Genomic DNA, 18,941 nt, shown 5'->3' with positions numbered 1-18,941 from the left:
AGCTTTCCTTGGTGTGTTCTGATCCTTGGATTAGTTTGAAAAAAATCAAACTATTTATAATACTTTATTATATTATTATTTTTGTAAAGGTTTTGGTGAAATGAATTAACAAATAATTTACTTGGTGGCGGTTAGAGAGAGAAGTTATAAAAAAGCCACTCAGTGAGTGGCTTTAAAAATTATTGACTAATAAACTGATTAGGAATGTCCCATTGTAGGGTGTGTAATTGACCCTGCCATGTCTGAATTGTGACCCACAATTTGTCATCGGCCGAAATAGCTTTCGGGGCTATTGCATGTGCGTGTTGACCATGTGCCGTTCCATGCATAAGGCCTTCTTCATCTTTTGCAAATTCAGTGAGTGGCAGCGGCGCTTCACCTATATTTAAATAGGCTTGACGTATATTGCTAATATCACCTTGGTTAAAGGCGATAAAGAAATCTTTTACATACTCGTTATGATGCGAATAGGGGGCATCTTCATTAAGTGGCATTGGCGCAATTTTAAACTCACCTGCTTGTTGTTCTTGCCAAAGAGCAGGGAATTGTGGGTTGAGCGATTGGTAAATAAACCACACCGGTAAGGCGAGCACAATTGCATGTAACAGGTACTTTTTACGTTGCCACCACGTTGCGTTTAAACGTGCCATTAGTTTGCCTCCTGAATGTTATTAACGGGCGCAGCTTGGCGTGCTTTTTCAGGTTTATTTTTTACCAATTTAGAGGTGTACATCATAAACCCTGTGACCGACATACCACTTAAAATTAAGCCAAAGATAAACCAGATAACTTTGGTCCAAAGGCCACCAATATTACCGTAATGAAGGGGGTCGGTAATGTGCGATAGAGTTTGTAATCCTGTCATTGTTTCTGGACTTTTGCTGGCTGCAATCTCACCGGTCCATGGATTAACAGAGGTTGAGTACGCATAGTTATCATAAAAAATCGTATCACCACTGCCCATAATGTTGAACATACCGCGATTATGCTCTGGTAGCATCACATAGCTCGGTTTAAAGTCGGGATACTTTGCTTTTGTGGCTGCTAATGCGGCTTTTAAATCAGTTGGTGGTGTTTGTTTTGTGGCGGGCAATGTCGACACCGCCACTAACGGGGCGTGCTCTTCAATATCAATTTCGTTGTGCCACATAAAGGCTTGTACAAAATACCATAAGCCAGTCAACGCCATGATTGCCATAAACCAAATTGACCATACTCCGCTGAGTGTATGTAAGTCCTTGAGGAAGGTTTTACGGCCTTGATTAAAGCGCAATTTTGGTTGCGTAAATGCACGCCAGAAATTCTTATAAATAACTAAGCCAGTGATTAGGGCACCCAGAATAACAAATGCCATTGCGCTTACTAAGTAATAACCAATGCTGTAGCCTTCTTGCCAAGGGAAAAATAACCAACCATGCAGGGTACGCATAAACTCAATAAACGAAATGGTGCTGTTTACAGCCTGCACTTCGCCAGTGTATTGATTGACGTAAGCAACAGCATAAGGTTTGTCTGTGTCGGTAAAAATGACTGCGTTTACAAGGTAAGGCTCATAAGTAAGTACACTCATAACATCGGCACTTGGGTAAGCACTTTCTACGCTTTCAATAACCTGATCAACAGGCATCGCCGGTAAATTATTAGGGTTAGTTGCGCGTGCTTCGCTGTTGGTTAACCACGTCAGTTCATGGCTTATTACTGAAATTGTGCCCGTAACACAGATAAAGCAGAATAACACCCAGATAGGCAGCGAAAACCAACCGTGTAGCTGGAACCAAAGACGTTTACTCATGAAAAATAGCCCGACATTTAATTGATGATAGTAATTGTTATCATTCAAATTGTACTACAAAGCTTTAATGAAACACAATCTCTGTCGTCGCGAGGTAAAAAAGGTGCTATTCAGCACCTTTCTCATGTGTATGATTAAGTGTAACGATCCGCTGTGGGAAGGGAATGTCGATATCTGCACCCTGAATAGCGCTGAATACTTTGCGGTTAACCGAGAGCTTGGTTTCAATAATTTTGGTCGTCGGCACCCAATAACGATAACTTAATGTCACGCCGCTGTCTGCAAAGCGCTCAATACCCACTTGTGAATGAGGCTCGTCGGCAACTAATTCGTGCTCTTTTAATACTGTTTCGATGAGTGCAATTGCTAAGTCTGCGTTGGCATCGTAGGCAATATCAATTTCACCTTTTACCAGTGAATAACTAAACGAATTATGTAAAATTTCACCAACAATGTGTTTGTTTGGGATAGTGATTTCGACTTTTTCTTCGTTAATCAAAATAGTATACCCAAGTTCAATAGTTTTAACTTGTCCGCTAACGCCCTTTACTTCAATCGTGTCGCCAACAACAAAAGGGCGCGTGGCAATGATTGCAAGACCAGCCCCATAATTTGACAGCATACCTTGCAGTGCTAAACCAGCCCCTAACGATGCAGCACCGATTGCTGCAACAAATGGCGTAACACTGATGCCTATTTTACCCAGTGCGATAACCAAAAACATAATAATAAGCAGTACTTTAACAACGTTACTGACAAAGTTAGTTAAGGTTATGTCAATGTTGTGCCGTTGCATTAATCCAGCAATCATTTTTGATACTTTTTGTGCGACCCATAAACCAAAGAACAGGATTAAGATGGCACCAAAAATTTGCATGCTGTAGGTAACGAGGTATTCGGTAATCAAGTGGTAGTATTTTTCAACTTGTTGTAATTCAGAATCGATCATGTGTTTTCCTAACAAGGTTACTGCTTGCCCTGACTATACCAGAGCATGTTGTAAAACAGGATAGAGTAAGGGCACTATTATAGCGCTTAAAAGCGCACTCAGTGCCATTGCGACCGATGCAAATGCGCCGGCTTTTGCCTCTTCAGTAATAAGTGAGGCGGTGCCAATAGCATGACACGCGGTGCCGATGGCAACACCTTTAGCTTGTGCATTACGGATGTTTAATAGCGAAAAAATTAAATTGCCAAAAATCCCACCCAGTACACCAATAAAAATAACCATTGCAGCAGCAAGAGAAGGAATACCGCCCAGTGCATCCGTGACAATTAACGTGATGGGCGTTGTAACAGAAAGGCTGGCAAGCGATGCACTAAGCTCAGCGGGGGCAGCAAAAAAATAGCAAATGAGTGAGGCAACAACAGTGGCGTTAATCACCCCTAAGCTACAGCTAATCACGATGAGTAATAGGTTTCTTCTTACGTGCACAAACTGCTGATACAGCGGCAAAGCGAGGGCGACTATCGCCGGTTCTAATAACCAGCTGAGTATTTTGCTGTGCTCAGCAAACGGCGCATAAGGTAAGTCGAGTGTTACAAGTAACGCAGCAATAATCAAAATAGCCCAGCAAACAGGGTTGCTAAGTGCTTTAGAAACACCGTGAGTTGTTTTGTTGTTGAGGACTCTTAGTAACAAAAAAAGGCAAATAATGACTGGAACGCTTAACCACCATAAATTAGTCGTCATTTTCACGCCCCTTAAAATAGGCGATAACGCCACCAATGAGCAATACGCTGCTCAAAGGCACAATAATAAATACAGTGAGCAGAAGCGACCAATGTTGACCAATTAAACCAAGGTGCTCAACGATGCCAACGCCCGCTGGAATAAAAAATAATGGCATGTAATTTAACAGAGGGCTGGCTGTCGGTTTTAGCTGATGCTCTTTAACAACCCCCGTTAATAGCAGTAAAAGTAACATGACCATAGCGAGCAATGGCGCAGGAAAAGAGCTGTTAAGTAACAGGCTTAAATACTTAGCGACCGCTAAGCACGCAAGAATAATGGCACTACTGAACAGGTATTTCATGATAGATGGAAAATGGCTTGTGAAAGTTCAACTACATCATACCCTTGTCAGTAGTACTATGCGACTTTAGCTTACCATGACTTGGCGTTGTTAAACTCAATATCATCTGCTCCTTTTGCTTTAGCAATGGCTTTTTTGGTATTTGGGTTCATTAATAAGCGAATTTGGCTCCAGGTTTCTTTTGCTAAGATTTTACGTTGCTGCGAGCGATAGCTCTGTTGAGTAAGCCGCTTAATTGCTGCCAATGTATCTGGTGAACGCGCCATGAGGGTTTCGAGCATTGCCGCGGTGTGTTTATCAACATCATCTGTAAGCTGGGTAACAAGCCCATAGTCTTTAGCGTCCTCAGCAGATACGGGACCGGCATGACTTGCCAACCAGAGTGCTTGGTCACGTTTCATTAATCCTGCAAGCACCACATTTGCTCCCATATCGGGGCATAACCCCCAGCGTGCTTCCATAATCGCCAGTTTGGCGTGTTTATCTACAATTCGGTAATCGGCACCGAGTGCTATTTGCATTCCTCCGCCAAAGCAATGCCCCGAAATTTTTGCGATTACAGGAATACTTAAATCTTGCCAGCCTAAGACCACTTTTTGCGCAAGGTTCTGATTGCCCGGCAGCCACTTAAAAAGCAGTTTCATGATGTTACTGGGCTTTTTCATAACGGCTGCGACATCGAGCCCAGAACAAAAATGTTCACCTTCACCACTAATCACCACAGCGCGTAAGCGAGGGTCACGTTTAATTTTTTTGATGACGCGTGACAGCTCGACAAACATATCAAAACTAAGCGCATTTTGCTTTTCTGGACGAGCAAGGTAAACCCAAGCGACGTGTTGTTTTATTTCTAGCTTTATCATGGCAACTCCTCTGACCTGTGTGTTAGAGCTTACGAGCTAATGACAAGTATGTAAAGAAATGCTGATGTGTCGCAAAGAAACGTTAATTTTTTCAAAAAACGGTAACTCTGTCATATGCTTGATTACAAATTGATGTATATTTTTAAAACAAAGAAGCAGGTTTTCAACTAGCTCAATTTTGCTATCGGTAAGATACTGGCTCAAACTTTCGCAAAATACCACGACACGACTAGACTTAGCGTTAAGTCGCGCTACAAGGAGTATACATATGCTGATGCGCAAAACAGCTCGCATAAAGAATCAATCATCATCTTTTATAACAACCGCCTTATTTACCGTGGCTTTTAGCTCGGCTTTAGTAGGCTGTTCCGATGATAAATCAACGAAACAGGCTACGCCGCCACCGGCGGTATCTGTTTTTAATGTTGTTACCCAAGAAGTCGGAGATTATCGAGAGTTTGTCGCCCGCACTGAAGCGTTTCAAGAAGTTAAAATTAGAGCCCGTGTTGAGGGGGAGCTCATTGAGCGTCACTTTGACGAAGGATCTGCGGTTGAAAAAGATCAGTTATTATTGCGTATAGACCCGTCTGAATACCGCTCCACGGTGGCCGAGGTTGAAGCCGATCTTAAAAGTAAAAAGGCTGCTGCAAGTGCTGCCCAAAGAGACTTAAAACGGGGTCGAGATGTTGCCTCTCAAGGGTTTATTTCGCAGTCCGATTTAGACAAGTTATTAACTAACTTTGAACAAGCGACAGCCGCGGTGAAAGCGGCCGAAGCTGAGCTTGAAAAGGCAAAGTTGAATTTAAGCTACACTGAAATTCGAGCCCCATTCGCGGGTCGTATAGGTAAAGTGAACTACGATGTGGGCAACATTATTGGGCCCTCATCGAATGAACTGGCAGAGCTGACTGATGTAGACCCCATTTATGTGAGCTTTCAAGTTGAAGAGGCTGACTACATAAGCTACCGACAGCAACATCAAACCCCAGATCGCGACCCACGTGATGTACCTATTGATTTAAGTTTACGATTACCAAATAACTCCGTTTTTCCAGGCAAGGGAGTCCTTGATTTTGCGGATACTAAAATAAATCGAAACACGGGGACCGTTGAATTAAGGGCTTCGTTCGACAACCCCGACGGCATGGTTATGCCTGGCTTGTTTGTTACATTAATAGTCGAGAGCACCAACAAAAAAGAATTAGCCTTGATTCCACAAGTTGCAGTACAAGAAAATCAACAAGGTAAGTTTGTACTTGTTGTTAATGATGAAAACACAGTATCGATGCGCGTTGTGAAACTTGGTCGCCGTATTAACGCGATGTGGGTGGTTGAGTCAGGCCTTGAAGCAGGCGAAAAGGTGATTATTGAAGGCTTACAAAAAGTCCGCCAAGGTGCAGAAGTCAAAGCCGTTGAAAAAAATGTTGATGCAACAACGGGCACTATTACTAGCAAAGCCAACTCTTAGGGGGCAGAGATGATTAGTAAAACGTTTATATCTCGCCCTAAATTTGCGCTGGTAATATCGATAGTCATTACGATTGCGGGTTTAATCTCAATGACATTATTGCCGGTGAATATGTACCCGCAGATCACGCCACCGCAAGTACAAATTTCGACAAGTTACCCCGGAGCCAGTGCTCAAATAGTGGAAGAGTCGGTGATCAGGCCCATTGAAGAGCAAGTCAATGGGGTTGAAGACATGATGTACATAGAATCGACTTCGACAAATAACGGCACGGCAAATATTACTGTTTATTTTAAGGTTGGTACTGACACAGACATAGCACAAGTGAACGTGCAAAACCGTGTTGCGCTCGCTGAAGCGGGATTACCTGAGGAAGTAAAGCGCCAAGGGGTATCGGTTAAGAAAAAGTCGAGCTCTATGTTGTTAGGGATTAACCTTTACTCAAGTAAAGATAATATCGACGCTATTTTTCTAAGTAACTATGCAACAAACTATTTAACGGAGCCACTTGGTCGTATAAATGGGGTTGCCTCTGCGGAGGTGATGGGTGAGCAAACCTATTCGATGCGTTTATGGCTTCGCCCAGATCGAATGGCATCATTAGGCTTAACGGTGGCCGATGTTAGAAGCGCATTGCAAGAGCAAAATACCATTGTTGCAGCCGGTAAGTTAGGCGCGGCTCCTACGGGGCCCAGTCAGCAATTTGAATATTCGATTCAAGCAAAAGGGCGCTTAAAAACCCCAGAGGAATTTGGCCAAACCATTATTCGTTCGAGTAAAGACGGTAACTTTGTTCGTTTACATGATATTGCCCGTATCGAAATGGGGGCGGCAAGCTACAGCACCTCCGCTAAATTGAATCAGCAAGATACAGCATTTATCGTTATTTATCAGTTAACAGAAGCCAATGCCACGCAGGTTGCAGAGGATGTTAAAGCCCGTATGGCTGAGCTGGCAAAGCAGTTACCCGATGGCATCGAGTATTCTATTCCTTACGATACAACCGAATTCATTAACCGTTCTATTGAAGAAGTCGTGGTAACCCTTTTACAAGCGGTTGGTTTGGTTATTTTAGTGGTATTTTTGTTTTTACAAAATTGGCGCGCAACCCTGATTCCCACTGTTGCTATTCCGGTGTCTTTGGTGGGGACGTTTGCTTTTATGATGATGATGGATTACTCCATCAACTTAATCACCTTATTTGGTTTAGTACTGGCAATCGGTATTGTGGTGGATGACGCGATTATCGTTATAGAAAATGTTGAGCGTATTTTAAAAGAAGAGAAACTACCAATAAAAGAAGCCGTTACTAAAGCAATGGAACAAGTGTCTGGGCCTATTGTTGCAACCACACTGGTGTTGCTAGCGGTGTTTGTACCGGTTGGATTTATGCCTGGCATCACCGGAGAGTTATATAAACAGTTCTCGGTGACTATTTCATTTGCAGTGCTAATTTCCTCGGTGAATGCATTAACCTTGAGTCCGGCGCTTTGTACGCTATTACTGAATGAAAAAGCGATGAAACCGATTAAGTGGCTAGCCCCATTTGAAAATATTATTACGCGCTCGACCAGTGGCTACAGTAAAGTCGTTAACTTTATTCTAAAGCGTAGCGCACGAATGGCGTTGTTTGCGGTTATCATTTTTGCGGCCGCGGGATGGTTAGTTAAAGCTGTCCCCACCGGATTCGTGCCAGCCGAAGACCAAGGTTTTCTATTTGTTGATGTGCAACTGCCAGATGCTGCGGCAAGTAACCGCACCAAAGAAGTCATGCATAAATTGGGTGATATTATTAAAAATGAACCCGCAGCAACTGATTTTATCGCCGTTTCAGGTTTTTCATTATTAGGCGGTGCAGGTTCAAATAATGCCTTGGGTATTGTGGTACTAAAAGATTGGGAAGAGCGCACAGACGCTAATTTAGGTCTGCGAGCGGTGTTAGGTCGTTTGATGGGGCAGTTTTGGGCGATGCCAGACGCACAGATAATGGCATTTAACCCGCCATCAATACCGGGGCTTGGCACCAGTGCCGGTTTTGAATTTAGACTGCAAGACAGTGAAGGGCGTGAACCCGCTGCGCTTTCTCAGGTGCTTAACGGCTTAGTATACGAGGCTAATCAACGGCCTGAACTGTCAAATGTGTACAGTACATTCAGAGCAAATGTTCCGCAGTACTTTTTAGAAATTGACCGTAATAAAGCCAAAGCACAAGGAGTGGCGTTGAGTGATATCTTCTTAACACTGCAAGCACAGCTAGGTTCTTTGTACGTTAATGACTTTAATCAATTTAGCCGAACGTATCGGGTCATAATGCAAGCCGAAAGTCAGTATCGTCAAAACCCCGCAGACTTACAGTACTATTACGTGCGTAACGACGAAGGGGTAATGGTTCCTTTAACAACACTGGCCAAACTTGAACCGATTCTTGGCCCGACAAGTTTAACGCACTTTAATTTGTACCGAAGTGCCAGTATCAGTGGCCAGCCAGCGCAAGGGTATTCAAGTGGGGATGCGATTGCTGTTATGCAAGAATTGGCCGCTAAGCTACCCTCTGGGTACGTGTATGAGTGGGCAGGGCAATCTAAGCAAGAAATTGAAGCGGGCAACGTCGCGCCAATTTTATTTGGTTTAGCGGTCGTATTTGTTTACTTGTTCTTAGTTGCGCAGTACGAAAGCTGGACGATTCCATTTTCAGTTATTGCAGCTGTTCCTTTAGCTTTGTTTGGTGCCATGCTTGCACTGTACGTGATTGGGATGGAAAACAATATTTATGCGCAAGTTGGTTTAGTGTTGCTGATAGGTCTGTCGACGAAAACGGCCATATTAATTGTTGAATTTGCGATGGAAGAGCGTGCCGCCGGAAAAGGCATCGTTGAGGCAGCACTCAACGCAGCAAAATTGCGTTTTAGAGCGGTATTAATGACGGCCTTGTCATTCGTGCTTGGCGTATTACCGCTTGTGTTTGCGAGTGGGGCAGGGGCAGGCAGCCGAATATCATTAGGTGTGACTGTGCTCTTTGGTATGCTAGCGGCCACTATTTTTGGCACGTTGCTTGTTCCGCTATTTTATACATTAGTGCAAGCTATGCGTGAAAAAGTGAAAGGCCAAAGGGTCGAAAACTAAAAAAGAGACACTAACGATAAAAAAGTCAGGGTAACCTGGCTTTTTTTTTGGCAAAACAGAAAAGAGGTTTGTTATCATACCTAAAATAACGCAGTTTGCATGTGCAGAGGGTTTAAGGAATGGCTGGTCCACGCTTATATAGTGAAGAAGAAGTAACACATCAGGCGTATGATATCTTTTTAGAGTTAGCACCCGATAACTTAAGCGAACAAGATATTAATGATTTTAACGAGCACAGAGAAGAGTTAGGTTTTATCGAAGAAAGTGAGCCTGACGATCAATGGCAAGATTTTGTTGCATTAGAAATTGAACCTGAGCTGTTTGTACAAGTCTTAGTAGGGCTTGAGTTTGATAACCAAGATATTTTATTTGCCAAGATTTTAATTAGCCGAGATAAAGATGCACCGTTTTGCCACATTCTCTGGAAAGATAGCGAATAACTCTCCAGCCGATGTTTGACTCTACTTTTTGTTGTCTTAGTACAATTAAACGTGTTTTTTTAGCCGCCTTACTGCTTAGCAGTTGGCAGGCTATTGCTGTTGATCCATTTGAAGATTTTCATGAATACGGGCAGTTGTCAGAAGAAGAAATCCATAAAATCCATAAAGGCGAAATGCTGTATGGTGATATGGAGTTCGGTTTTATGGTAAGTAGAGGCAATACCAATTCAACGAGTTTCAAGTTCAAAGGTAACCTTTATCAAGACTTTGAAAAGTGGCGTAATCAATTCAAAATAGACACGCTTTACAAACGCGATCGCAATGAAGAAACCGGCGATGAAGAAGTATCAGCAGATCGTATTTTTGTCTCGGGGCAAGGAAACTATAAGCTGAACGTGAAAAATGAGTCTTTTTTCATTTACGGAGATTACGAAGAAGATAAATTTAGTGGTCTTGAGTTTAAGAGTACGGTTGCAACAGGGTATGGCAATCGTATTTATCAAGGCAGTAAAAATAAAGTCGATATAGACGTTGGACCGGGCCTTTATCGTTCAGTTGCCGATCAAGAAATTGCAACGGAAGAAGACGAAACAAAAACCGGTTATCTGCTCCGTTTAGCGTTGCAATGGGAGCGTACCGTTTCTGAGCGCACACGCTTTAATCAAGATGTGAGTTACGAGCAATCTTTGTCAGGTCTTAACTCGCGATTAAAGTCAGAAACATCATTGATCAGTAAGATTATGGGCGATGTGTCACTTAAATTTACCTATATGTATCGCTACAACTCAAAACCAGAGGAAGACAAGCTTAAGTATGACTCAGAGCTAAGTGCGACCTTTGTTTATAGCTTCTAATTAGAGAATTCTTTATGTATCAACATAAGCAATACGCAGTGTTTATTTTTGTTGTTTTGGGCTGGATAGGTGGTTTTCTTGCCTTGGCGTGGAACTTAATCGGCGCAGATGTGCCATTAATGGGGTTTTGCGCTATTTTAGTGTTAGTGGCTTTTTTATTTCATAGCTTAACTATTAAAGTAACTGATAGAACAGTGAGCTGGGCATTTGGGCCGGGTGTATTTGGTAAAACGGTGAGCTTTGACGACATTGAATCAGTCAGAGCGGTCAGTAATTCATTTCGCCATGGAATTGGTTTACGTATAACTCACGATGGCTGGGTTTACAGTGTATCAGGGTTTAAAGCTGTAGAATTAGCAATGAAAGATGGCACTCACTATCGTTTAGGCACCAACGACCAAGAAGGCTTGCTAGCGGCATTGCAGGCACACATAACTGAACCTGAATCTAAGCCAGAGCCGGAACATCAACCAGAACCAGAGCAAGTGGATGATTAATTAACCTGAGCTGCACATAAGAAATGGAACTAAATGCCCTTGCGGTGATCAGATCTTTCGATTAAGAAACATAAGATTACCGAGGCAAGGGCATGAATAACTTAGATGCAATTTACGTAGATGTCGATGATTTTTGTTTATTGTTTGAACCTCAATGGCTTAAACATCTAATAGAATCGGGTGAAAAGCAACGCATTAAGCCATCTCGACTATCCTCTAGCGAAGTGATGACTATATTAATTGCCTTTCATCAATCAGGTTATCGCGACTTTAAAACTTACTACACCAAATTTGTTTGTCAGTATTGGCGACATTATTTTCCTGATTTAGTCAGTTATACACGTATGTTGAAGTTACTTCAGACCACGTTACCTGCTCTGTGTAGCTATCTGAAGCAGCGCTTTGATAAACCAACAGGCATTGCATTTATCGATTCCACTTCTCTCAAGGTGTGTCACAACATGCGTATTCCTCGCCACCAAGTTTTCGCTGACGAAGCCAAGCGAGGAAAAGGAACAATGGGCTGGTTTTATGGCTTTAAACTCCACCTCATCATGAATGACGAAGGGGGTTTATTAGCAGTAAAAGTGACCGCAGGGAATGTTGATGATAGGAAGCCTGTGTTAGATATGGTCGAAAATGTTACAGGTAGTTTATATGCTGACAAAGGCTATGTATCTGCAAGCCTAAAAGCGGAACTTGCTGAGCAAGGCATTGATTTTATAACAGGTCAACGAAGTAATATGAAACGCCAACCAATATCATCTTGGGATAGAGCTATGTTATCAAAGCGTTTCATCATTGAGACAGTTTTCGATCAGCTAAAAAACATGGCTCAAATAGATCATACAAGACACAGAAGCTGTATCTCGTTTATGGTTAATTTAATGGCTGGATTAATTGCCTATACCTTTCAGACTAAAAAGCCGAGTATAAAAGTGACTCGGCTTTAATTCTTATACAGATCTGAGGTTAATTAAGCGAATTAGTATAAAAAAAGCGCCTCAGGCGCTTTTTTTATACTACGGGTTTAGTGGCTGTGACCACAACCGCCTTCACCGTGCACATGACCATGTGCTAACTCTTCTTCTGTTGCATCACGTACTTCAAGTACTTCAACATCAAAGTGTAAAGTAATCCCTGATAATGGGTGATTACCATCAACAATCACTTCTTCATCTTGGATATCGATGATCATCACTGATTGATCGCCTGCATCGGTTGTTGCACGAAACTGCATACCCACTTCAATGTCCATCCCTTCAAACATTGACTTAGGTACCGCTTGCATTAAGTCGTCGTGACGCTCGCCATAGCCTTGGTCTGGTTCAACGGTAACACTGAAAGTATCGCCAGCTTCTTTACCTAGTAGTGCGTTTTCTAGGCCTGGGATCAAGTAACCTGTGCCAACGATAAACACCAGTGGTTCACCATCAAACGAGTTGTCGATGGTGTTTTTGTTATTATCCAATACTGAATAATGCATTTTTACCACTTTGTTTTCTGCTGCGATCATAGTCATTCCTATTTATTCATCTTCGAGAGAGTAAGGCAGAGCTTGAATCGATAGCTCAACCTGAGGGAGGTGTTTAGCACGTAATAATTGGCCTGTTTCATTGTCATTCGGTAACACAACGAGTCCCATTAAAGTGCGCGTTTCTTGATTATAACTTTGACTGATAAGCTTGCCAGCGCGACGCCAGTTTTCACCCATTTGTGTTTCGAGTTCAAGCTCATCGAGTAAACCATCTGCTTCACCCGCAACGATATACATGGCGCGCTTGTTTTTGCCAAGATACTTCATACGGGCAACGGTTTCTTGGCCTGTGTAACAGCCTTTTCTAAAGCTGATACCGCCAATCGCGTGTAGGTTAACCATTTGTGGCACATATTCGCCAATGGCCTCACTGTTAAGTGAAGGCTCACCCGCGGCAATCGCTGCTTGTTGCCATTGGGCATCGTTATCGAGTGCAATAACGTTTTCGGGTAAACTAAAGTCACTATTGACCATGAGTAACACGCGGTTTTCTGCAAGCTTAAGGGCTTTACCGTCGGCAAAATCGACAGCCGTTTGCTCATCATTAAATTGAATATTAAGTGCCTCTAGCACCTCTGAGAGGTCATCACCCATCAAACCAATTAATGGCTTTTCACAGGGGTCTATTTCAACAGCAGAAAAGACCGCATATTTTTTTAACTCAACCAGAGACTGCTCAACTTCGGCTTTAGAACCAACAAGGTAGTAACTGTCTTGGTAGGTAAACAAGCGAAAAACGCCCCAAAGCTTACCTTTGGCATTACAGTGACCTGCCCACAAGAACGTATCATTAGTGAGCTTATTGATATCCTGTGTAATTTGTCCGTGAAGGTAAGACAACTTATCTTTACCTGTTAGGCTGATAAGCGTATGAGATAATGGACTTGCGTAAACAGTCGACATAAAAACCTTCTTTACGATATAAATGAGTGCTAATGATAACTTAGTTAGGGTGGCAATTTAAATAGCTGTTTATTCGATAGCAATTTGTTAAACTGCTGACAAATAAGTACGAGGTTTAAAATGACTGAAATTCACAGTAAAGAACGTATTCGTTGGGCATGCCGTCGTGGCATGTTAGAACTTGATGTTTTATTTATGCCATTCGTTGAAGAAGCGTTTGACTCGTTAAGCAAAGAGCAACATGCCACATTTCAACGCTTACTAGAATGCGATGATCCAGACTTGTTTGCATGGTTCATGGGTCACGAAACGTGTAAAGATCCCGAGCTTAATAGCATGGTCTCATTAATTTTAGACCGAGTTCGTGTATAGATTTAGCGTTAAACAGAACACACCAGACCACAAACCCTTTGTGGTCTTTTTTTGCTTTGTAGCCATCATACTTAGCTTTGCGTATCAGCAACTCTTTTCTCAATGTCTTGTTTTCGTCTCAAGCTTTATTATTGGGGTGATTAGCTATAAAAAAGTAACGCAATTACAGCCAACACATGGCGCTATTATTTTAGAACAGTCACAGCTTCGTTTTTTAAATAATCGTGTGCAAATGCAAGGTGCGATAAGCCCTAAGAGTAAGATCTTTTCGAATTTTGTGGTTATAAAACTAGCGGGATTTTATAAATCACACTGGCTGATTATAACGGCAGCCAGTGTTGATGAGGTAAGCTTTTCACGCTTAAAACGGGCAATTATTGCTGTGCAGCAACCGACTTCGGTGTAAGTACCGTAGGCGTTGGGTTTTCATTTTGCGCTGGGTAATCAATGGTGTAATGCAAGCCTCGGCTTTCTTTACGTTCCAGCGCACTGCGAATAATCAGTTCAGCGACTTGCACTAAGTTACGTAGCTCTAATAAGTTGTTAGAAACTCTAAAGTTAGCGTAGTAGTCGTGAATTTCCTGTTGCAGTAATTCAACACGATGCAATGCACGTTCTAAACGTTTAGTTGAACGCACGATGCCAACGTAATCCCACATAAATAACCGTAGTTCATGCCAGTTATGCGTGATAACAATTTCTTCGTCAGAGTTCGTAACGCGGCTTTCATCCCACAGCGGTAGTGTTTCAAGTGCAGGACTTGCATCAATTTTACTCAGAATATCCTGTGCTGCTGCGTGGGCAAAAACAATGCATTCGAGCAATGAGTTGCTTGCCATTCGGTTTGCACCATGCAGACCTGTATAAGCAACTTCACCAACCGCATACAAGTTATCTAAATCAGTACGTCCATTAAAGTCAGTCATGACACCCCCACAGGTATAATGGGCTGCAGGGACGACAGGAATAGCTTCTTTGGTGATATCTAAACCAACACTTAAGCATTTTGCGTAAATTGTCGGGAAATGCTCAATAATAAAATCTTTATCTTTGTGGCTAATATCTAAATAAACACAATTAGCGCCTAAGCGTTTCATTTCAAAATCAATCGCGCGGGCAACAATATCGCGGGGAGCCAGTTCTTCACGTTCATCAAAGTCTTTCATAAAGCGTGTGCCATCGGGGCGTTTTAAGTACGCACCTTCACCACGCATTGCTTCGGTAATTAAAAAGTTTTGCAGCTCAGGGTGGTACAAGCTCGTAGGGTGGAATTGGTTAAATTCCATATTGGCAACACGGCAGCCCGCACGCCATGCCATGGCAATACCATCGCCACTCGATACATCGGGGTTAGAGGTATATAAATACACTTTACTCGCACCGCCTGTCGCCAGCGCAACAAATTTGGCTGCAATTGTTTCTACTTTTTTGTCTTCACAATTCCACACATACAGACCGTGAATGTGTTTACCTTTTCGGCCTAAGCTTTTATCACCAATTAAATCAATGGCATTATAGTTTTCTAATAAAGTGATATTTGGGTGGGCTTGCACTTGGCTGATAAGCGTAGTTTGAACGGCGCGACCTGTCGCATCGGCAGCATGCAAAATGCGGCGGTGACTGTGACCACCTTCGCGCGTTAAATGAAAACGTTCTTTACCTTTTGAATCAAACTCCATATCAAAAGGCACACCTTGCTCAATTAACCATTTTAAACATTTTTTGGCATTACTGGCAGTGTAGTGCACAGCGTCGCGGTCACATAAACCACCGCCAGCATCGAGCGTATCTTGAACATGTGACTCAATACTGTCATTTTTTTTATCAAAAACCGCGGCAATACCACCTTGTGCATATAAAGTAGAGCCTTCAGTTAATGCGCCTTTGCTAAGCACGGTTACGTTACAGTGATTAGCAAGTGATAAAGCAAGCGAGAGGCCAGCGGCGCCGCTGCCGATAATAGCGACATCAGTAATGTGATGTTTATTTTGGTTCATGTCTGTGGTCTTTGCAGTTACAATGCTCTGGAAATAGTGCTAAAAGTATGAGCAAAAAAAATTGTATATGATATACGTATATGTACCATATTTGCCGTAACACTATTAGTCATTTTAATACGTTATACCAATATTATTAGGTTTATCGTCACTTAAACAGCGAATTTTTAACTGTTTAGCATTGTGAATCAAACTGACTATGAATAGAGATAACCGTTGAATTATCAGCAGTTACTAGGATTGTCGAGTAATAAGATTGGTATAACTCACATTATTTGCGTGCTATTTTATAAAAAAATTATTTTAAACTGAACTTTTATATTCATGGTGCAGTCATAGTTTGTGTAAACAATGGCGAGTATATGAATAGCAAGCAAGAATCAAACAGAGGAGTACCGGCTCGAATGAGCGAGCAGGATTTGGATTTAGCGCTAGTAAAAAGGGTCCAGCAAGGAGATAAAAACGCCTTCAACCTATTAGTTAGAAAATATCAGAATAAAATTGCAGGTTTGATCTCACGTTATGTTTCAAACCAAGGTGATGTTGCTGATGTCGCACAAGAAGCCTTTATTAAAGCTTATCGTGCTTTGCCTAACTTTAGAGGTGATAGCGCCTTTTATACTTGGTTGTACCGTATCGCCGTAAATTGTGCTAAAAATTACTTAGTTGCTCAGGGGCGTAAGCCGCCAGCTAACGATGTTGATGCCGAAGAAGCAGAGTTTTATGACAGTGCAGACGCAATGCGTTCAAACGCATCGCCAGAAAACCTGTTATTAAGTGACGAAGTACGTGCTGTAATTTTTAATACGATTGATAGTTTGCCTGAAGATCTTAAAACTGCGATTACCCTTCGTGAAATCGAAGGTATGAGCTATGAAGAAATAGCCGTGGTTATGGATTGCCCCGTGGGGACGGTACGTTCGCGTATTTTCCGTGCCCGTGAAGCGATTGACAATAAATTAAATCCATTAATAGGTGAGTCTTAGTATGACAAAAGCAGACGTTAACAAGTTGGATAATGAGCAGTTATCCGCATTACTTGACGGCGAGCAGCAGTTAACTGATGAAGCGATTACAAACGACGATGTAACAACATTTGGTCGTTATGCAATGATCGGTGACGTAATGCGTGCTGAGGCAAATAACAGCGCCTTCAATTTTGACATTGCTGATGCAGTGGCAGATGCACTCGAACATGAACCTGTGTACGCAGATTTCGCGAATAAAACAACGGCACCAAAAAGCGAAGAAATCGTGGCGGCAACAGGCACCGACAATGTCGTTGCATTTAATTGGCGTCGACCCTTTGCCCAAGTAGCGATTGCTGCAAGTGTGGCTATGTTTGCGATTGTTGGTGTACAAACACTGCCGCAAAACAGCGAATCACCGCAGAGCGAAATTCCTTTATTACAAACAACACCACTAACCGGTGTGGCATCACCTGTCAGTTACTCATCTGAGCAACCTGCACTTGAAAATGCCCAACAAGGTTTACGCGAATTACAACAGCAACGTATTGGTGCGCTTGTACTTGAACACCAACGTCAAGCACGTGTTGCATATTCGCTTGAAAAGTCACAAACTGCGGCTAACGCAGATGAGGAAAAAAACTAATTAAATGAAAGTGTTTACTTTTATTTTGTCGCTGGTGTTAATAGCTCCCGCTTTTGCCAGCGACGAAAACCCCGCCAAAGCATTATTACTCGATATGGCTGAAGCCGTTCATACCCGCAATTTCGACGCATCGTTTGTCGTCGTTAAAGGCCAAGCAATGGAACCTTATCGCTGGCTGCATGCCAAGCAAGGTAATGTAGAGCTTGAACATTTAAGTTTACTGAATGGCGCAGGGCTTGAAATGGCTCGCGTAAACGATCAAGTGACTTATTTTGAGCCCCATTCAGAGCCATATTCTGTGCAAACTGATTCAATTGCAGGGCCTATTCCTGAAGTACTTTTTAAAAATATAGAGCGTTTAAGTGCGCAGTACGATTTTGTACTAGGCGGAAAAGGTCGTATAGCAGGGCGCTCAGCGCAGCTTGTGCGTATTGAGTCAAAAGATGAGTACAAATTCAATTATTGGATATGGTTAGATTTAGAATCATCACTGTTATTGAAATCAGCGTATGTGAACCACAAAGGTGAAATGCTTGAGCAATTACAGTTGACCCACATTAGTGTAACAGAGCAACCTGCACAGATGCTGTTAGAAATGCAAAATCGTGATTTTCCTCCTCCGCTTCCGGTCAGTGAAATTGATAACGAAAGCACAGGCAGTGCGGTTAATAATTGGAAAATTGGCTGGTTGCCAGCAGGCTTTAAATTATTAAAGTCAGACCGTCACAAGTTAGATTTAAATAACGAACTAACCGATTACTACTTGTACTCTGATGGTTTTGTTGAGGTTTCTGTGTTCGTACAAAGACCACTGCCTGGTAAACGACCCAGTGGGGCGCTGTCATCGGGTGCGACAACCGTGTATGTTCACAATGGTGGTAGCTTTGACGTGTCGGTTGTTGGTAATATCCCCGCTATGACAGCCAAAGCCATTGCAGAGTCGGTAGCGCGACCTCTTTAAATAATGATAGAACAAACACTCACTGTCGTGTCGGTAAAAGGCACGACAGCCGATTTAGAAGCCGAGCAAAAACAAGCCTGCGCAGGATGCAATGGCCGTTGTGGCTCGCAAATCTTTGCCAAGTTATTTGGTACTGCCAAAAAAACATTCCCATACACTTTCGACAGTGAGCTAAAAGTCGGACAAAAAGTCACCTTAGCACTAGACGATAGCCACCTTGTAAAACACGCAATGGCCGTGTACATGTTGCCGTTATTATTTAGTTTAGGGTTTGCTTTGGCTGCTTTTTCAGTGTTTTCGCTTGCTGAGGGGTGGCAAATTTTAGCTGCTGTATTAGGGGGCTTAACTGGCTATGCGATAGCTAAATCAAGGGTTAAGAGCCTAAAACATGATATTAAAGTAATAAAAATTCACCCAATTACTATTCCTTTCACTCAAATAGATGGTGATTAAAGCCAATTAAATGTAAAATTGCCGCTTTATA

The 18,941-nt window shown here is 42.4% G+C and carries 21 protein-coding genes; 12 read left to right on the top strand and 9 right to left on the bottom strand.

The features are described 5' to 3' along the window. Positions 1–179: 179 nt before the first annotated feature. From JIG41_RS17200 to JIG41_RS17175, 6 genes are all read right to left on the bottom strand, one after another. Positions 180–650 carry a hypothetical protein gene (locus tag JIG41_RS17200; protein ID WP_036966570.1) on the bottom strand — a complete coding sequence of 157 codons (471 nt, stop codon included), beginning with the start codon at positions 648–650 and terminating at the stop codon, positions 180–182. Continuing rightward, complete coding sequence (locus JIG41_RS17195; RefSeq protein WP_036966573.1) at positions 650–1,792, bottom strand: PepSY domain-containing protein; 1,143 nt, start codon at positions 1,790–1,792, stop codon at positions 650–652. Before JIG41_RS17195 ends, JIG41_RS17200 begins: the two co-directional genes overlap by 1 nt. Before the next feature lie 106 nt (positions 1,793–1,898). After that, entirely contained in the window at positions 1,899–2,741 is an 843-nt protein-coding gene (locus JIG41_RS17190; protein WP_199525158.1) for a mechanosensitive ion channel family protein, read from the bottom strand. A 33-nt stretch (positions 2,742–2,774) separates the two neighbouring features. Next, positions 2,775–3,485, bottom strand: a complete 711-nt coding sequence (locus JIG41_RS17185; RefSeq protein WP_036966578.1) for an LrgB family protein — start codon at positions 3,483–3,485, stop codon at positions 2,775–2,777. Then, positions 3,475–3,828, bottom strand: a complete 354-nt coding sequence (locus JIG41_RS17180; RefSeq protein WP_036966581.1) for a CidA/LrgA family protein — start codon at positions 3,826–3,828, stop codon at positions 3,475–3,477. The genes JIG41_RS17185 and JIG41_RS17180 overlap by 11 nt, the downstream gene beginning before the upstream one ends. 71 nt (positions 3,829–3,899) lie before the next feature. Continuing rightward, a complete protein-coding gene (locus JIG41_RS17175) occupies positions 3,900–4,691 on the bottom strand; it encodes a crotonase/enoyl-CoA hydratase family protein (protein WP_036966584.1) in 792 nt (263 codons plus the stop codon). 268 nt (positions 4,692–4,959) lie between these two features. Here JIG41_RS17175 and JIG41_RS17170 point away from each other — a divergent pair, with 268 nt between their 5' ends. The 6 genes from JIG41_RS17170 to JIG41_RS17145 all read left to right on the top strand — a co-directional run bounded on the left by JIG41_RS17170 (position 4,960) and on the right by JIG41_RS17145 (position 12,026). Continuing rightward, positions 4,960–6,159: an efflux RND transporter periplasmic adaptor subunit gene (locus tag JIG41_RS17170; RefSeq protein WP_230235559.1), complete on the top strand. Its 1,200-nt coding sequence runs from the start codon at positions 4,960–4,962 to the stop codon at positions 6,157–6,159. A gap of 9 nt (positions 6,160–6,168) precedes the next feature. Beyond that, on the top strand, positions 6,169–9,282 hold the full coding sequence (locus tag JIG41_RS17165) for an efflux RND transporter permease subunit (RefSeq protein WP_036966587.1): 3,114 nt from the start codon (positions 6,169–6,171) through the stop codon (positions 9,280–9,282). A gap of 119 nt (positions 9,283–9,401) precedes the next feature. Beyond that, positions 9,402–9,722, top strand: coding sequence for an HI1450 family dsDNA-mimic protein (locus JIG41_RS17160; protein WP_036966590.1), 321 nt, complete (start codon positions 9,402–9,404; stop codon positions 9,720–9,722). Positions 9,723–9,733: 11 nt separating this feature from the next. Next, positions 9,734–10,576 carry a YdiY family protein gene (locus JIG41_RS17155; RefSeq protein WP_118844560.1) on the top strand — a complete coding sequence of 281 codons (843 nt, stop codon included), beginning with the start codon at positions 9,734–9,736 and terminating at the stop codon, positions 10,574–10,576. Positions 10,577–10,590: 14 nt separating this feature from the next. Continuing rightward, the gene (locus JIG41_RS17150) at positions 10,591–11,073 is read left to right on the top strand and encodes a hypothetical protein (protein WP_199525157.1); all 483 of its coding nucleotides are present in this window, start codon (positions 10,591–10,593) and stop codon (positions 11,071–11,073) included. A gap of 92 nt (positions 11,074–11,165) precedes the next feature. After that, on the top strand, positions 11,166–12,026 hold the full coding sequence (locus JIG41_RS17145) for an IS982 family transposase (protein ID WP_199525156.1): 861 nt from the start codon (positions 11,166–11,168) through the stop codon (positions 12,024–12,026). Between the two features lie 77 nt (positions 12,027–12,103). Here JIG41_RS17145 and JIG41_RS17140 read toward each other — a convergent pair whose 3' ends face one another. After that, positions 12,104–12,589, bottom strand: a complete 486-nt coding sequence (locus JIG41_RS17140; protein ID WP_036966596.1) for a peptidylprolyl isomerase — start codon at positions 12,587–12,589, stop codon at positions 12,104–12,106. 12 nt (positions 12,590–12,601) lie between these two features. After that, positions 12,602–13,513: a tRNA-modifying protein YgfZ gene (gene ygfZ, locus JIG41_RS17135; RefSeq protein WP_036966598.1), complete on the bottom strand. Its 912-nt coding sequence runs from the start codon at positions 13,511–13,513 to the stop codon at positions 12,602–12,604. A 120-nt stretch (positions 13,514–13,633) separates the two neighbouring features. Here ygfZ and JIG41_RS17130 point away from each other — a divergent pair, with 120 nt between their 5' ends. Together JIG41_RS17130 and JIG41_RS17125 are read left to right on the top strand one after the other, a co-directional pair. Then, on the top strand, positions 13,634–13,885 hold the full coding sequence (locus tag JIG41_RS17130; protein WP_036966599.1) for a succinate dehydrogenase assembly factor 2: 252 nt from the start codon (positions 13,634–13,636) through the stop codon (positions 13,883–13,885). Next, positions 13,878–14,291: a hypothetical protein gene (locus JIG41_RS17125; protein ID WP_199525155.1), complete on the top strand. Its 414-nt coding sequence runs from the start codon at positions 13,878–13,880 to the stop codon at positions 14,289–14,291. The genes JIG41_RS17130 and JIG41_RS17125 overlap by 8 nt, the downstream gene beginning before the upstream one ends. Here JIG41_RS17125 and nadB read toward each other — a convergent pair. After that, positions 14,260–15,882, bottom strand: coding sequence for an L-aspartate oxidase (gene nadB / locus JIG41_RS17120; protein ID WP_036966601.1), 1,623 nt, complete (start codon positions 15,880–15,882; stop codon positions 14,260–14,262). The genes JIG41_RS17125 and nadB overlap by 32 nt on opposite strands. A gap of 404 nt (positions 15,883–16,286) precedes the next feature. On the opposite strand from nadB, the gene rpoE reads away from it, so the two are divergent. The 4 genes from rpoE to JIG41_RS17100 are packed head-to-tail and all read left to right on the top strand — an operon-like array spanning position 16,287 to position 18,910. After that, entirely contained in the window at positions 16,287–16,868 is a 582-nt protein-coding gene (rpoE, locus tag JIG41_RS17115; protein WP_036969086.1) for an RNA polymerase sigma factor RpoE, read from the top strand. Between the two features lies 1 nt (position 16,869). Further along, complete coding sequence (locus tag JIG41_RS17110; protein ID WP_036966603.1) at positions 16,870–17,496, top strand: sigma-E factor negative regulatory protein; 627 nt, start codon at positions 16,870–16,872, stop codon at positions 17,494–17,496. A gap of 4 nt (positions 17,497–17,500) precedes the next feature. Beyond that, complete coding sequence (locus tag JIG41_RS17105) at positions 17,501–18,457, top strand: MucB/RseB C-terminal domain-containing protein (protein WP_199525154.1); 957 nt, start codon at positions 17,501–17,503, stop codon at positions 18,455–18,457. Between the two features lie 3 nt (positions 18,458–18,460). Next, positions 18,461–18,910, top strand: a complete 450-nt coding sequence (locus tag JIG41_RS17100; protein WP_036966606.1) for a SoxR reducing system RseC family protein — start codon at positions 18,461–18,463, stop codon at positions 18,908–18,910. Positions 18,911–18,941: the final 31 nt, after the last annotated feature.

The sequence above is a fragment of the Pseudoalteromonas sp. bablab_jr011 genome (assembly GCF_016464045.1).
Lineage (GTDB): Bacteria > Pseudomonadota > Gammaproteobacteria > Enterobacterales > Alteromonadaceae > Pseudoalteromonas > Pseudoalteromonas lipolytica.
Note: the sequence above shows the minus strand (reverse complement) of the source record. Positions and strands in the feature narration are given on the sequence as shown.

Bases quoted from the DNA above. Each gene is read 5' to 3' on its own strand.
- JIG41_RS17200 (WP_036966570.1), bottom strand. From the start codon at position 650: ATGGCACGTTTAAACGCAACGTGGTGGCAACGTAAAAAGTACCTGTTA.
- JIG41_RS17140 (WP_036966596.1), bottom strand. From the start codon at position 12,589: ATGATCGCAGCAGAAAACAAAGTGGTAAAAATGCATTATTCAGTATTG.
- JIG41_RS17110 (WP_036966603.1), top strand. From the start codon at position 16,870: ATGACAAAAGCAGACGTTAACAAGTTGGATAATGAGCAGTTATCCGCA.
- JIG41_RS17195 (WP_036966573.1), bottom strand. From the start codon at position 1,792: ATGAGTAAACGTCTTTGGTTCCAGCTACACGGTTGGTTTTCGCTGCCT.
- JIG41_RS17105 (WP_199525154.1), top strand. From the start codon at position 17,501: ATGAAAGTGTTTACTTTTATTTTGTCGCTGGTGTTAATAGCTCCCGCT.
- rpoE (WP_036969086.1), top strand. From the start codon at position 16,287: ATGAGCGAGCAGGATTTGGATTTAGCGCTAGTAAAAAGGGTCCAGCAA.
- JIG41_RS17145 (WP_199525156.1), top strand. From the start codon at position 11,166: ATGAATAACTTAGATGCAATTTACGTAGATGTCGATGATTTTTGTTTA.
- JIG41_RS17175 (WP_036966584.1), bottom strand. From the start codon at position 4,691: ATGATAAAGCTAGAAATAAAACAACACGTCGCTTGGGTTTACCTTGCT.
- JIG41_RS17160 (WP_036966590.1), top strand. From the start codon at position 9,402: ATGGCTGGTCCACGCTTATATAGTGAAGAAGAAGTAACACATCAGGCG.
- JIG41_RS17190 (WP_199525158.1), bottom strand. From the start codon at position 2,741: ATGATCGATTCTGAATTACAACAAGTTGAAAAATACTACCACTTGATT.
- JIG41_RS17180 (WP_036966581.1), bottom strand. From the start codon at position 3,828: ATGAAATACCTGTTCAGTAGTGCCATTATTCTTGCGTGCTTAGCGGTC.
- JIG41_RS17100 (WP_036966606.1), top strand. From the start codon at position 18,461: ATGATAGAACAAACACTCACTGTCGTGTCGGTAAAAGGCACGACAGCC.
- ygfZ (WP_036966598.1), bottom strand. From the start codon at position 13,513: ATGTCGACTGTTTACGCAAGTCCATTATCTCATACGCTTATCAGCCTA.
- JIG41_RS17155 (WP_118844560.1), top strand. From the start codon at position 9,734: ATGTTTGACTCTACTTTTTGTTGTCTTAGTACAATTAAACGTGTTTTT.
- nadB (WP_036966601.1), bottom strand. From the start codon at position 15,882: ATGAACCAAAATAAACATCACATTACTGATGTCGCTATTATCGGCAGC.
- JIG41_RS17130 (WP_036966599.1), top strand. From the start codon at position 13,634: ATGACTGAAATTCACAGTAAAGAACGTATTCGTTGGGCATGCCGTCGT.
- JIG41_RS17165 (WP_036966587.1), top strand. From the start codon at position 6,169: ATGATTAGTAAAACGTTTATATCTCGCCCTAAATTTGCGCTGGTAATA.
- JIG41_RS17170 (WP_230235559.1), top strand. From the start codon at position 4,960: ATGCTGATGCGCAAAACAGCTCGCATAAAGAATCAATCATCATCTTTT.
- JIG41_RS17150 (WP_199525157.1), top strand. From the start codon at position 10,591: ATGTATCAACATAAGCAATACGCAGTGTTTATTTTTGTTGTTTTGGGC.
- JIG41_RS17185 (WP_036966578.1), bottom strand. From the start codon at position 3,485: ATGACGACTAATTTATGGTGGTTAAGCGTTCCAGTCATTATTTGCCTT.